Source organism: Novosphingobium album (ex Liu et al. 2023), from assembly GCF_029076845.1.
Lineage (GTDB): Bacteria > Pseudomonadota > Alphaproteobacteria > Sphingomonadales > Sphingomonadaceae > Novosphingobium.
Genome location: NZ_JARESE010000049.1, coordinates 66,984 through 80,488 on the forward strand (window position 1 = coordinate 66,984; position 13,505 = coordinate 80,488).

Annotated in this window: 13 protein-coding genes; 8 read left to right on the forward strand and 5 right to left on the reverse strand. The window is 68.0% G+C overall.

All coding sequences use genetic code 11. The annotated features are described in order from the left end of the window. Positions 1–17: 17 nt before the first annotated feature. Together PYV00_RS14715 and PYV00_RS14720 are read right to left on the reverse strand one after the other, a co-directional pair. Positions 18–347, reverse strand: coding sequence for a hypothetical protein (locus tag PYV00_RS14715; RefSeq protein ID WP_275229047.1), 330 nt, complete (start codon positions 345–347; stop codon positions 18–20). A 130-nt stretch (positions 348–477) separates the two neighbouring features. Continuing rightward, positions 478–873, reverse strand: coding sequence for a hypothetical protein (locus PYV00_RS14720; protein ID WP_275229048.1), 396 nt, complete (start codon positions 871–873; stop codon positions 478–480). A gap of 196 nt (positions 874–1,069) precedes the next feature. On the opposite strand from PYV00_RS14720, the gene PYV00_RS14725 reads away from it, so the two are divergent. Continuing rightward, on the forward strand, positions 1,070–2,395 hold the full coding sequence (locus PYV00_RS14725) for a dihydroorotase (RefSeq protein WP_275229049.1): 1,326 nt from the start codon (positions 1,070–1,072) through the stop codon (positions 2,393–2,395). Between the two features lie 10 nt (positions 2,396–2,405). On the opposite strand, the gene rarD is transcribed toward PYV00_RS14725, so the two are convergent. Next, positions 2,406–3,359: an EamA family transporter RarD gene (gene rarD, locus PYV00_RS14730; RefSeq protein WP_275229050.1), complete on the reverse strand. Its 954-nt coding sequence runs from the start codon at positions 3,357–3,359 to the stop codon at positions 2,406–2,408. Between the two features lie 147 nt (positions 3,360–3,506). Here rarD and PYV00_RS14735 point away from each other — a divergent pair, with 147 nt between their 5' ends. Together PYV00_RS14735 and PYV00_RS14740 are read left to right on the forward strand one after the other, a co-directional pair. Beyond that, positions 3,507–3,791, forward strand: coding sequence for a hypothetical protein (locus PYV00_RS14735; protein ID WP_275229051.1), 285 nt, complete (start codon positions 3,507–3,509; stop codon positions 3,789–3,791). A gap of 69 nt (positions 3,792–3,860) precedes the next feature. Beyond that, on the forward strand, positions 3,861–4,577 hold the full coding sequence (locus tag PYV00_RS14740; protein WP_275229052.1) for a hypothetical protein: 717 nt from the start codon (positions 3,861–3,863) through the stop codon (positions 4,575–4,577). A gap of 138 nt (positions 4,578–4,715) precedes the next feature. Here the strand turns inward: PYV00_RS14740 and astD are convergent, their stop codons facing one another. Together astD and PYV00_RS14750 are read right to left on the reverse strand one after the other, a co-directional pair. Continuing rightward, positions 4,716–6,185, reverse strand: a complete 1,470-nt coding sequence (gene astD, locus PYV00_RS14745; protein ID WP_275229053.1) for a succinylglutamate-semialdehyde dehydrogenase — start codon at positions 6,183–6,185, stop codon at positions 4,716–4,718. A gap of 73 nt (positions 6,186–6,258) precedes the next feature. Further along, a complete protein-coding gene (locus PYV00_RS14750) occupies positions 6,259–7,671 on the reverse strand; it encodes a protein adenylyltransferase SelO family protein (protein ID WP_275229054.1) in 1,413 nt (470 codons plus the stop codon). Positions 7,672–7,755: 84 nt separating this feature from the next. On the opposite strand from PYV00_RS14750, the gene PYV00_RS14755 reads away from it, so the two are divergent. From PYV00_RS14755 to PYV00_RS14775, 5 genes are all read left to right on the forward strand, one after another. Further along, positions 7,756–8,628, forward strand: a complete 873-nt coding sequence (locus PYV00_RS14755) for an alpha/beta fold hydrolase (RefSeq protein WP_275229055.1) — start codon at positions 7,756–7,758, stop codon at positions 8,626–8,628. A gap of 2 nt (positions 8,629–8,630) precedes the next feature. Further along, the gene (locus PYV00_RS14760; RefSeq protein WP_275229056.1) at positions 8,631–9,755 is read left to right on the forward strand and encodes a glycosyltransferase family 4 protein; all 1,125 of its coding nucleotides are present in this window, start codon (positions 8,631–8,633) and stop codon (positions 9,753–9,755) included. 132 nt (positions 9,756–9,887) lie between these two features. Further along, complete coding sequence (locus tag PYV00_RS14765) at positions 9,888–10,673, forward strand: tetratricopeptide repeat protein (protein ID WP_275229057.1); 786 nt, start codon at positions 9,888–9,890, stop codon at positions 10,671–10,673. Positions 10,674–10,699: 26 nt separating this feature from the next. Next, a complete protein-coding gene (locus PYV00_RS14770; protein ID WP_275229058.1) occupies positions 10,700–12,046 on the forward strand; it encodes a PQQ-binding-like beta-propeller repeat protein in 1,347 nt (448 codons plus the stop codon). A gap of 63 nt (positions 12,047–12,109) precedes the next feature. Then, the gene (locus PYV00_RS14775) at positions 12,110–13,462 is read left to right on the forward strand and encodes a methyltransferase family protein (protein ID WP_275229059.1); all 1,353 of its coding nucleotides are present in this window, start codon (positions 12,110–12,112) and stop codon (positions 13,460–13,462) included. Positions 13,463–13,505: the final 43 nt, after the last annotated feature.

Sequence of the window (13,505 nt, forward strand, 5' to 3'; positions counted from 1 at the left end):
GCATGGTCCGCCGCGCGTCAGAACCTGATCTTGACGTCCACCATGACCCGGTTGCTGGTCATGCCATTGGCCAGCGTATTCGCCTCGACATGGGCGCCAAGCCGGGCGCTGTCGCTCAAGGCGATTTCGCCGGGCGGCGGCGGCGCGGGCAAGTCGGGCAGGGCGCGCAGCCGATCGCGTTCGGGATCGGGCGCGCAGACGACGATCTCGCCGGGCCGGCTGTCGGCGCAGCGCGGGCGACCGATGCGAAAGTCCGGCGCATCCGATCGCGCGGCCAGATCGGCCAGGTCGAACCCGCCGGCTGCCGGCTGCGCCAGCGCGGGCGGTGGTGAGGGAAGTTCCGGCATGAGGCTCCGCGCGAGTGATTGGCGCAGTTCACGACCGGAAGATGGTGATTTGATGGCGCGCGCCGCCAAAAAAAGCGAAGGGCCGGCACTTGGTCGACCCTTCGTCAAAACCGGAAAATGGCTCGCGAGGTCAGTCCTCGCGCGCGGGGCGCGAGGTCAGCGTATCGACCATCAGGCTGGTGAGCAGTTCCTTTTCTTCCTGCAGCCGCTCGATCGCCGGGCGTTGGCCGGGCAGCCAGTCAGGCGTCAGCAGCATGGCCAGCTCGGTCGCGCGGGTGAGGCACAGCCACGTCACCTGTTCACCATAAGTCAGCGTCACGCGGCTGATCTTCTCGAACTCCAGATCGACGTAGCGCACCTGATCGATGAAATGCCGCCCTTCGGGCACGCCATCGGGGCGCGGCGTGGGCTTGGTGACGGCGATCTGCCAGTACCGGCGCTCTTCAAGGCAGCGCTCGGTCATGCCCGGCAGGTTGACGACGGTAATCGGTTCGAGGCTTTCCTCGTCATAGATGACGACGCGCATGGTTCGGAATTCCTTTCACCTGGCAAGATAGGCCGTGGCCCAGCATTGCTCAATGGGGCTTGCGGCGAAATGAACGAAGCGCAAGGTTCGCCCGCCGGCTGTCGCGCGCGGTGCCATCGTGGCATGGGCGCGGCCATGCCGGGAGCATCGGCGATTCGGCCGCGATTCCAGGCGGCAACACGAAAGGGTCATGACAATGAGTGCCAGCAGCCCCGAACTCGTTCTGGCCGGTGGGCTGGTGCACACGCCTGCGGGCGCGGCGGTGGCCGATGTGGCGGTGCGCGACGGCAGGATCCTGGGCATCGGCAGCTATCCGCAGGCCGCGCGGCGGATCGACTGCGCCGGGCTCGATGTGCTGCCGGGCGTGATCGACAGCCAGGTCCATTTCCGCGAGCCGGGGCTGGAGCAGAAGGAAGACCTGGAAACCGGCGGTCGCGCGGCGGTGATGGGCGGCGTCACCGCCGTGTTCGAGATGCCCAACACCTCGCCCAACACCGATTCGATGATGCGCGTGCACGACAAGCTCGAACGCGCGCATCACCGGATGTATTGCGACCATGCCTTCTATGTCGGCGCCACCGCCGACAACGCGGCCGAGCTGGCCGAGCTGGAGCGTATTCCGGGCACGGCCGGCGTGAAGATCTTCATGGGCGCGTCCACCGGCAGCCTGCTCGTCGCCGAGGACGAGGCGCTGGCCCGCGTGCTGGCCAGCGGCACGCGGCGCGTCGCCATCCATGCCGAGGACGAGGCGCGGATGAACGAGCGCAAGCACTTGCGGGTCGAGGGCGATCCCGCCTCGCATCCGGTCTGGCGCGATGACGAGAGCGCGATCCTCGCCACCCGGCGCATCCTCAAGCTGGCACGCGCGGCGCGCCGGCCGATCCATGTGCTGCACGTGACCACGCCGGCCGAGCTGGAACTGCTCAGCCAGCATCGTGACATCGCGACGTGCGAGGTGACGCCCCAGCACCTGACGCTGGCGGCCGAGGAGGCTTATCCCGCGCTGGGCAGCTTCGCGCAGATGAACCCGCCGATCCGGTCGGCGGCGCACCGCGACGGGCTGTGGCACTGGCTGCGCCAGGGCGTGCCCGACGTGCTGGGATCGGACCACGCGCCGCACACGCGCGAGGAAAAGGCGCGGCCCTATCCGCAAAGTCCCAGCGGGATGCCCGGCGTGCAGACGCTGCTGCCGCTGATGCTCGATCATGTCGCCAGGGGGCACATGACGCTGGAACGCCTGATCGACATGACCAGCGCGGGCGTGCAGCGCGTGTTCGGGCTGGTCGGCAAGGGCCGGATCGCGGCCGGCTATGACGCCGATTTCACCGTGATCGACCGCAAGGGCCGCTTCACCGTGACCGAGGACTGGCTCGAAAGCCGCTGCGGCTGGTCGCCCTTCACCGGCATGGACCTGCAAGGCCGGGTGATCGGCACGATCGTGCGCGGGCATCTGGCGATGTGGGAAGGCCAGCTCGCCAACGCCGCGCAAGGAGAGCCGCTGCGCTTCGCTTCGGCGCTTTAGTCGCGTGCGGTCATGTTGGTCTGGCGCGGTCAGGACCTGCGTCATGACCTTTGCGGCGCCGGCCCGCTCCCGTGCCTCGGCCTCGCCGCCGCGCGAGCAGGTCGAAGCTGAACACCGCGATCGCTGACCAGATGAAGCCGAAGCAGGCGAGTTGCACCGGCCGCAGCGGCTCGCCAAAGACGGTAAGGCCCAGCAGGAAGAGGATCGTCGGGGTCAGGAACTGGATGAAGCCCAGCGTCGAATATTCCATCCGCCGTGCCGCCACCGCGAAAAGCAGCAGCGGGATCGCGGTGACGAGCCCGGAAATCGCCAGCAGGAAATCGGTGCCCGGCGTCACGCCCAGGCTCGATCCGGCCGGGCTGGCGGCATACCACAGCACGATCCCGGCGGCGGGCAGCGCCAGGATCAGCGATTCGATGGTCAGGCCGGGCAACGCCTCCACCGGCGCCAGCTTGCGCACCAGGCCATAGCCCGCGAAGCTGAACGCCAGCATCAGGCTGATCCACAGCATCTCGCGCGCGCCCCAGGCCAGGATCACCACGCCCACCGTCGCCAGCGCCACCGCCAGCCACTGCGGCCGGGTCAGCCGTTCGCGCAGGAACAGCGTGCCGGCCAGCACGTTGACCAGCGGATTGATGTAGTAGCCCAGGCTGGTCGCGAAGACATGGCCCGACTGGATGGCGAAGACATAGACCAGCCAGTTGCTCCCGATCAGCAGTGAGCTTGCGGCCAGCGCGCCCGGCACGCGCCGATCGCGCAAGGCAAGGCGGACCGGGGCGAACTGGCCGCGCCAGGCGACGATCGCGATGCATACCGGGATGGTGAACAGGATGCGCCAGCCGACCATTTCCAGCGCCGGCACGTGCCGCACCAGCCGGAAATAGAACGGGAACAGCCCCCAGAGCAGATAGACGCCGATGGCATAGGGCAGGCCGCTGGGCGGGCGATCGGTGCGGGTGGGCATGAGGGGGACGGGCTCCTTGGCCCCCTTAAGGTCAGGCCGGGGCGCGGGGCAAGCCACGGTTCGTCGCAAGGCGATGCTCGTTTCGTCGAAACCACGGAATCTGACGAAAGTGTTGCCGTCCGTTCAGCTTATTCCTTCTATTCCTGAATGCGTACCGCGATCCGGCCTTATGGCAGGATCGGCCGGAACGGAATGCCCCGCGCGGACGGCGACGCGCGGGGAGCACGGCACGGATGGCGCTTCGGGCGCGAGATGTGCCGCGAGGGCGCTTCCGCCGCCTGGCTGGAAGCGCCCTCGATCCCCGCATCGCCGGGCGGGCGGGATGCCGATACGATCGCCCCGCGATCCATCCCGATTTGGCACGTCCGCGCCGAAACCGGCGGTTTAACCATGCTCTTCAAGACTTCGTTAACGCTTGCCCTACAGGCTTAACCGCGCGTTAAGCCAGTTTCGGGTGGTGTCCCGCCCTGTCGGGCATCTGTCCGAGGAAGGAATGATCCGATGAAGTCTCCTGCCCGTTTCCTCCTTGCCGGCCTTGCCAGCGCGGCCTTGCTGGCCGGCTGCAACCCGGCGCGCAAGGATGCCGACGACGTCACCGAGAAAGACCCGGCGATGACCGGCGCGCTGGGCGACCAGATCATGGTCGATCCCGAACTGGCCGGGCAGAACGGCGCGGCGGTTTCGGCGAACGGCGGGCAAGTGGAACTGCCGCCCGAGCAGCGCTCGCCCGAAGCCATCGCCGCCGCGCGCGCGGAAGCCGCCAAGCAGGCGGGCGGCACGCTCAAGCCGGCGCCGCAGCCGGGCACGGGCGGAGCCACCTCGCTGGTCGAAGGCGCCGCCACCGCCGCGCAAGTCGCGCAGCAGTCGAAGGCGGCGAGCACCGATTGCTCGCAGAAGGCGCAGTATTCGATGGACTGGGCGGCCAAGCTGCCGGCGGAGTTGCCGGTCTATCCGCGCGGCGCCGTGCAGGAAGCGGCGGGCGCCGACAGCGAGGGCTGCCGCCTGCGCGTGGTCAATTTCGTCACCCCGGTGACGCCGGGCGACGTCATCAGCTTCTATTACACCAAGGCAACCAAGGGCGGCTACGCCGCCGAATACCACATGGACGGCACCGACCATGTGCTGGGCGGCAAGAAGGGCGGCGCTTCGTACCTGATCTATGCCCGCAAGCTGAAGAACGGCCTGACCGAAGTGGACCTGATCGCCACGGGCGAATGATTTTCCAGCCTGGTGGGTTGGTTATCCAGCCTAACGGCTGGGGGGCGTGGGCCGGTGCCGCAAGGCCATGACGGATGTCATGGCCGCACCCAACAAAGACTCGGGCTGGTGCCGCTCCCAGCCGTGAGGCTGGAAAAATTACCGCAAACCCACGCCGATCACCGCGCGGGGCTGTTCCATTTCGCCGGACGTCACCGGATAGGCGCAATAGTCCGCCGCGTAATAGCCGGTGGGGCGATGGTTGCCCGAAAGCCCGATGCCGCCCATCGGGGCGCTGTGCGCCGGGCCGACGGTCGGGCGGTTCCAGTTGACGATCCCGGCGCGCACGTTGGCCCAGAAGCGGTTGTAGTCCTGCGGGCTGCCGCCGACCAGCGAGGCGACGAGGCCGAAGCGGGTGTTGTTGGCTTCCGCGATCGCCTCGTCCAGATCGTCGACGCGGATCACTTGCAGGATCGGGCCGAACAGCTCGACATCGGGGCGATCCTTCATCGCCGTCGTGTCGATGATCGCCGGGCTGAGGAACGGTAGCGCGTCGTCCGGGCGGACGAGGTGCTTGATCGCCTTGCCGCCGTGGCTGAGCAGGTAGACGAAGCTTTCGGTCAGCCCGTCGGCGGCGGCATTGTCGATCACCGGGCCCATGAACGGCGCCGGCTCGTCGAACGGGGCGCCGAAGATCAGGCGATCGGCCAGCGCCTTCACTTCGTGGACCACGGCATCGTAGAGCGAGGACTTGACGATCAGCCGGCGCGCGGCGGTGCAGCGCTGCCCGGTGGAGGTGAAGGCGGACTGCACGACCAGCGCGGCCGCGTCGGTGATCTTGGGCGTGTCCCACACCACCAGCGGGTTGTTGCCGCCCATCTCCAGCGCGCAGACCTTGTCCGGCCGGGTTGCCAGCCGGCGGTTGATGGTGATGCCGGTGTTGGCCGATCCCGTGAACAGCACGCCGTCGATATCCTCGTGCGCGACCAGCGCCTGCCCTTCGGCCGGGCCGCCCGCGACGAACTGCATCACCGCCGCCGATATCCCCGCCCGGTTGAAGCAGCGGGCCAGCATCTCGCCGGTCGCCGGGGCCTTTTCGCTGGGCTTGAACACCACCGCGTTGCCGGCGATCAGCGCGGGCACGATATGCGTGTTGGGCAAGTGCGCGGGCATGTTGAACGGGCCCAGCACCGCCAGCACCCCGTGCGGCTTGTGGCGGACGGCCAGCGTGCCCTGCATCGCCGAATCGAGCTTGCGCTGCGCCGTGCGCTCGGCGAAGGCGCGGATCGAGATTTCCACCTTGGCGATCACGTTGTCGACTTCGGCGCGGGCTTCCCACATCGGTTTGCCGGTTTCCCGCGCGATCGTCGTTGCCAGCTTTTCGGCATCCTTGCGCACTTCGTTGGCGAAGCGGCGGAGCAGTTCCATGCGGGTGGACAGCGGCTGCGCGGCCCAGGCGGGCCAGGCGCGCCGGGCGCGCTTCACCGCCTCGTCGATATCGCTGACCTTGCCGCGCCAGATCTCGGAGCCCGTGGCCGGCTCATGGGAAATGATCTCGGCCGTGCTCCCTTTGCCTGCGGGGCCCCGGTCGCTGCCTGTGCCTGACGTGCCTGTCGCTACCGCGTCCATGACCACTAAAATTCCGTTATCCAAGAAAGTTCTAGAATTGAGGGTCTATGGCACAGGTAATCCTACCGTGTTGCTAACGTGCCAACGGCTCATCGCGGGGAACGGTGCTTTCGCCGAGCGCGGCGCCCAGCCGGCGGATCGCGGCGACTTTCTCGTGGAGCGGCGCCCAGTCGTCATGCGCGTCGATCGCCGACCAGGTGCGCTCCACTTCGTCGATCAGCACGCCGGGCGGGGTGGGCTCGGCCCAGATCGGATCGTCCAGCGGCGCGGCGGGCGCGTATCCGGCCAGGATATCCGCCAGTTCGCCTGCCGGCGCCGCGCGGCCGCCGCGATGGGCGAAGAAGAAGCTCTCGGGTGCCACGCCGCTTTCGCGCATAGACCGTTCGGCCGCGAGGATGAGCGCGGTGTCGTGCTCCTGCCCGCGCGGCGCCACGCCGAGGCGGGCGGTAAAGCGCCGGGCCATGGCGGCGGCGTAAAGCGGGCCGAAACGGTCGAGCGCGGCGATCAGCGGCTCGCTTTCGGCCAGCAGCCGCAGCGCGACCGCGAACTGCCCGCAGTTCCACAGGATGGCCTCGGGCTGGCGGCCGAAGGCATAGAGGCCCGTATGGTCGAAATAGGCGGCGGTGAAGCCCGGCTCCCACCGGGGCAGCCAGCGCCACGGGCCATAGTCAAAGCTTTCGCCCGAAATGTTCATGTTGTCGGTGTTGAGCACGCCGTGGACGAAGCCCGCGACCATGTAGGACGCGGCGAGATCGGCCATCCGTTCCACCACCTGGTGCATCAGGATCACCGCCGGCTCGTCGCGGCCCGGCGCGTCGGCGGGCGGCTCGCCGCCGGGATAGGTTTCCAGGCAATAGGCAACGAGCGCGGCCATATGATCGCGTTCGTCATGCGCGAGCAGGCGCTGGAACGTGCCGATGCGGATATGGCCATGGCTCAGCCGCACCAGCACCGCCGAGCGCGTGGGCGAAGGCTCGTCGCCGCGCCACAGCGCTTCGCCGGTCTCGATCACCGAGAAGGTCTTGCTGGTGTTGACGCCCAGCGCTTCGAGCATTTCGGTGGCGAGAATCTCGCGCACCGCGCCTTTCAGCGTCAGCCGCCCGTCGCCGTCGCGGCTGAAGGGGGTCTGGCCCGATCCCTTGGTGCCCAGGTCCAGCAGCCGCCCGGCCCCGTCGCGCAGCTGCGCGAACAGGAAGCCGCGCCCGTCGCCGATGTCCGGGTTGTAGGCGCGGAACTGGTGGCCGTGGTATTTCAGCGCGAGCGGCTGCGCCAGGTTGCCGGCCAGCGGCTCGAACCGGGCGAAATGCGCGATCCATTGCGCCTCGTCCAGCCCGTCCAGCCCCACCGCGCGGGCCCAGCGGCCATTGCGGAAGCGCGTGACGTGCCGCGGGAACGCGGCCGCGGCGACCGGGGCGGCAAGCCAGGCGGAAACTGTCTCGATACGGGGGTCGGGACGATAGGCACTTGCTTGCGGTTCGCTTCGCATCAGGCGATAGTGGGCTGAGGGCGCCCGCCATGCAAGCCGGGCGGTGATGGCTAAATGACCTAGGCAGGGGCGCCGGTTCAGGAAATGACGCGATACGAGGATCGGTTCTGGACGAGCCGTGACGGGCTGAAGCTCCACTACCGCGATTACGCGGGGCCCGATCACGGGGAAGGCGCGGGCCGTCCGCCGATCGTCTGCCTGCACGGGCTGGCGCGCAATGCCCGCGATTTCGAGGCGCTGGCCGAGCGTCTCTCGCCCGCATGGCGCGTGCTTTGCCCGGAAATGCGGGGCCGGGGCGAAAGCGAATATGCCCGTGATGCGGCGACGTATAACCCCATGCAATATGTCGATGATCTTTCCGCGCTGCTGGATGAACTGGGGATCGCGCGGATCGTCGCGGTCGGCACGTCGCTGGGCGGGCTGATGACGATGATCCTGGCGATGCTTTCGCCGGGCCAGATCGCCGGGGCGGTGATCAACGATGTCGGCCCCTGGCTCGAACCGGCCGGGCTGACGCGGATCAAGGACTATGTCGGCCAGGGCCGCAGCTTTCCCACCTGGGTCCACGCCGCCCGCGCGCTGGAGGAAACCCAGGGCACCGCGCATCCCGGCTACGACTTGTCCGACTGGATCGCCATGGCCAAGCGCGTGATGACGCTGTCCAGCAATGGCCGCATCGTGTTCGATTACGACATGAAGATCGCCGAGCCTTTCGTCGGGCTGGACGTCCATGCCCAGCCCGATCTCTGGCCGGGGATCGAAGCGCTGGCGGGCAAGCCGGTGCTGATCGTGCGCGGCGCCCTGTCGGACCTGCTGTCGGAAGAGACGCTGGCCGGGATGCGCGCGCGCCTGCCCGATGCCGATGTCGTCACGGTCCCCGGCGTCGGCCATGCGCCCAGCCTGTCCGAGCCCGAGGTGGAGGCCGCGATCGACCGCCTGCTGGCGAAAGTGGCCTGACCTTGCGCCTGCTCCATCTTCATTCCAGCTTCAATCCGGGCGGTAAGGAACTGCGCGCGGTGCGGCTGATGAACGCGTTCGGCAAGGGCGTGTCGCACGATATCGTCTCCGCCTCGCCCGGCGCGCATGGCGCGGCGGCCGCGATCGCGCCGGGCATCGCCTTTGCCTTTCCCGATTTCCCCTCGCTCGAAGGACGGCCCCTGCCGGGCCGGCTGCAGCGCATTGCCCGGGCGATGAAGCCCTATGACCTTGTCCTGACCTATAACTGGGGGGCGATGGATGCGGTGATGGCGCATACCCTGTTTCGCGATTTTCTCGGCCTGCCGCCGCTGGTCCACCACGAGGACGGGTTCAACGAGGACGAGGCCGATGGCCTGAAGACCGCGCGCAACTGGTTCCGCCGCATCGCGCTGGCGCGGGCCTCGGCGCTGGTGGTCCCGTCGAAGAGCCTGGAGGCGATCGCTCTGGGCCCCTGGCAGCAGCCGCGCGGGCGCGTGCGGCTGATCGCCAACGGCATCGACGTGAAGGCCTACCGCGCCCGGCCCAGGGCCGACGCGCTGCCGCGCATTGTCAAGCGGCCGGATGAAAAGTGGGTCGGCACCCTGGCCGGGCTGCGCGCGGTCAAGAACCTGCCCCGGCTGGTCCGCGCTTTCTGCGCCATGCCAGAGCCGTGGCAGCTCGTGATCCTGGGCGAAGGGCCTGAGCGCGAGGCGATCCGTGCCGAGGCGCGGCGGCTCGACGTGGCGCACCGGGTGCACTTGCCCGGCTTCGTGCCCGATCCGTCGAAGGCGGTGGGCCTGTTCGATCTGTTCGCCTTGTCATCGGACAGCGAGCAGTTCCCGATCTCGGTGGTGGAGGCCATGGCGGCCGGGCTTGCCGTTGCGTCGCCGGCCGTGGGCGACGTGGCCGGGATGGTTTCGGTGGAAAACCGCCCCTTCGTCACGGCGCCGGGGGATGAGGGCGCGCTGGCGCAAAGCCTGGAAACGCTCGCTGCCGACGCGGACTTGCGCCGGCGCGTGGGCGCGGCCAATCGCGCCCATGCCGAGGCGCATTATGATGAAAAGACGATGATTTCCGCTTACCGGGCGACTTATGGCGCGGCCTTGCGCCGCCCGCGCTTTCCCTGAGCGGGCCTTTCGCGCCAGGCCCATTCAGCCGGGCTTCACGCATATCCGTGCAGCGATCAATATCGTTGAAAACCCACGCCCATCCGCTAAACAGCCCGGCAATCTCGCAACCATCCGCAGAAAGCGCCCGCATTGGCCCTGCCTCCTTCCGCAAACGGTGACTCCGAAAAGTCGGTCCAGCGCAAGGCCGCGCAGCAGGACGTGTTCCTGCGCGAAGTCGACGATGCGCTGCGGCATGACCAGATGGAAGGTTTCTTCAAGCGCTATGGCGTGCCGGTGCTCGCCGCGCTCGTCATCGGGCTGCTGGCCTTCGGCGGCTATCTCTACTGGCAGCACCGTTCGCGTGCGCAGGCCGAGGAACATGCCGAAAAGTTCGTCCAGGCGCTCGACGATCTCGACGCCAACAACCTGAAGGCGGCCGACGAGAAGCTGGCGGCGCTGGCGGGCCAGGGCGGCCCCGGCGCGGACGCCGCCGCCCGGCTGATGCGCGCGGGCATCGCGCTGGAACAGCAGCGCACCGCCGAGGCGGTGAAGCTCTATGGCGAAGTCGCGCAGGACAGCGCGGTGCCGCAGCCGCTGCGCGATCTGGCCACCGTGCGCGAAGTCACCGCCGGGTTCGATACGATCCCGCCCCAGGCGGTGATCGACCGGCTGAAGCCGCTGGCGGTGAAAGGCAATCCCTGGTTCGGCCTGGCGGGCGAACTGGTGGGCATCGCCTATCTCAAGCAGGGCAAGCAAAATCTCGCCGGCCCGCTTTTCGCCCAGATTGCGCGCGATGAAACCTTGCCGGATTCGCTGCGCAGCCGCGCGCGCCAGCTTGCCGGCATTCTCGGCCAGGACGCGCTGGACGATGTGGTCGAGGAAAAGAGCGCCAGTGGCGAGAATGCCGCGGCGGCGCCCGGCCCGGCGGCCGAATGAACCTGTTTGCTGGTGAGGATGTGTGCATGAAGTCTGGTAATCCCTCGACCCGCAAGGCCATACCGATGCTCGCGCTGGCGCTTGTCCTCGGCCTGTCGGGGTGCAAGGTCTTCGGCAACAAGGAAGGGCCCAAGACGCCGACGGTGGGCGAACGCGTGCCGATCCTCTCGCGGATCGAGGCGGGCGCGAAAGTCGATCCCGAAATGGCCGGGGTCTCGGTGATCCTGCCCCCTGCCGAGGCCAACCCCGACTGGCCGCAGGCCGGCGGCACGCCCAGCAAGAGCTATGGCCACCTCGCGCTGAGCGCGCAGCCCGCCAGGCTGTGGACCGCCAATGTCGCCGGATCATCGAATCGCCAGCGCCTCGCCGCCTCGCCGGTAATCGGCGATGGCCGGCTCTACGTGATGGATACCGAGGGCAACGTCAGCGCGTTCAATGCCGATAACGGCACCAAGCTGTGGTCGCGCAGCTTCAGCGTTTCGGGCGACGGTTCGCAATCGGTGTTCGGCGGCGGCGCCAGCTTCGATGGCGGCCGCCTCTATATCACCACCGGCGTGGGCGAAGTCGCCGCGCTCGATGCCACGAACGGCGATGTGGTGTGGAAGGCCAAGCCGAGCGGACCGCTGCGCGGATCGCCGACAGTCGCGTTCAACGCGGTCTACGTGATGACGCAGGACAACCAGATCCTCGCGCTCGATGCCGCCGACGGCAAGCCGATCTGGACCGAATCGGGCTCGGTCGAGCAAGCGGGCGTTTTCGGCGTGGCCGCCCCGGCGGCGGGCCAGGGCACGGTGATCGCGGGCTATTCCTCGGGCGAGCTGGTCGCCTATCGCTATGAGAACGGCCGCCAGCTCTGGTCGGACGCGCTGGCCCGCACCTCGATCTCGACCGAGGTGGGCAGTCTTACCGATGTCGATGCCGATCCGATCATCGATCGCGGCCGGGTCTATGCACTGGGGCAGGGCGGGCGCATGGCCGCTTACGAACTGCTCACCGGCCAGCGCATCTGGGAACTCAACCTGGCGGGCATTTCCACGCCGGCGGTGGTGGGCGACTGGGTGTTCACGCTGACCGATGACGCGCAGATCCTGGCGATCGCGCGCGGCACGGGCAAAGTGCGCTGGCTCACCGATCTGGGCAAGTACCGCAATGTCAAGAAGCGTAAGGACCAGATCTTCTGGGTGGGCCCGGTGCTGGCCGGCAATCGCCTGTGGGTGGCCAATTCGCGCGGCCAGCTGGGCTATGTCGATCCGGCCGAAGGCACCTACACCAGCTTCGCCGAATTGAACGGGCCGGTCTCGCTGGCCCCGGTGGTGGCCAACCAGACGCTTTACATGCTGGATGACAGCGGCCGGATCACCGCGTTCCGCTGATCGGCGGGCGCTTTCGTTCGGGCGTTTCACGCCGATTAACCTTTTGCCGCTAGGCCCGGCGGCATGAGCGACGCGAAGCACGCCGTGGCCGTCCGGCCGGCCAGCGATGTCTCGCCGGCCGTGGGGCTGGTGGGGCTTGCCGGCCTGTTCGTGTGGATCGTGATCTGCCGCAACTGGGCCGGCATCGCCGAAGCCTTCGCCATTCCCGGCCCGCGCGAGCCGCTGTCCGGGCCTTACGCGGCCTTGACGACGATGCTGTTCACCGGCGTGCCGATGGTGCTGTGGTCGGTGCTGGTCGACAAGGTGCACTTGCGGGCCTCCACCGGGATCGACTGGACGCTGCGCCGCGCGCCTGGCGCGACGCTGGATATCTCGATCACCAAGCTGGCCGGCCTGTGGGCGACCTGGGCGATGATCGGCTTCTTCTACTGCGTCGCGCGCTGGTACTGGTCGGGCCAGTACCTGTTCGCGATGGAAGTGATCGGCGCGGCTGCGGTGCCCACCTTCCTGCTTTCGGTGCCTTACGTGCTGTGGCTCGATCGCTACCTGATCGAGCCGCGCGACGGCGCCTGGCATTTCGGCGCGATGCTGATCGGGCGCGAGAGCTGGGATGCCGAACGGGTCAAGCGCCATTGGCGCGCCTGGGCGATCAAGGGCTTCTTCGGCGCCTTCATGATCTCGATCCTGCCGCCCGGCTTCTACACCGTCGTCACCGCCGATTTCGGGGCCATCGCCGCCGATCCGGTCGCGTTGGCCGGCGTGCTGATCGAGGCGCTGTTCCTGATCGACGTGCAGATCGGCACGGTGGGCTATCTCGTCACGCTGCGCCCGCTTGATGCGCATATCCGCAGCGGCAATCCCCATCTCGCCGGCTGGGTCGCGGCGCTGATATGCTATCCGCCGTTCGTCTGGGGCACGATGGGCAATGCCAATGTGCTGGCCTACGAAGTCAACACCGCCGGCTGGGCGCAATGGATGGCGGGCAATCCGGCGTTGCTGTGGATCTGGGGCGCGCTGCTGGTGTTCCTTACCGGGGTCTATGCCTGGGCGACTTTCGCCTTTGGCCTGCGCTTTTCCAACCTCACCTATCGCGGCGTGCTGACCAACGGGCCTTACCGCTTCACCCGGCATCCGGCTTATCTGTCGAAGAACCTGTTCTGGTGGTGCTCTACCCTGCCGTTCCTCGTCACCAACCATTCGTTGACCGACGTGGTGCGCAACACGGTGATGCTGGGCGTGGTCAGCGGCATCTATTTCTGGCGTGCGAAGACCGAGGAGAAGCACCTCCTGGCCGAAGACGCGAAATATCGCGAATATCACGCCTGGATGGCCGAGAATGCTTTCATCACGCGGCTGTTTTCGATGGCGGGCCAGCGGCTGCTGCCGCGTCCCCGGCCGATGCAGCCGGCCGAATGATCAGGGCACCGCGGCGCTTGCCATCCGATATGCGGTGATCCGG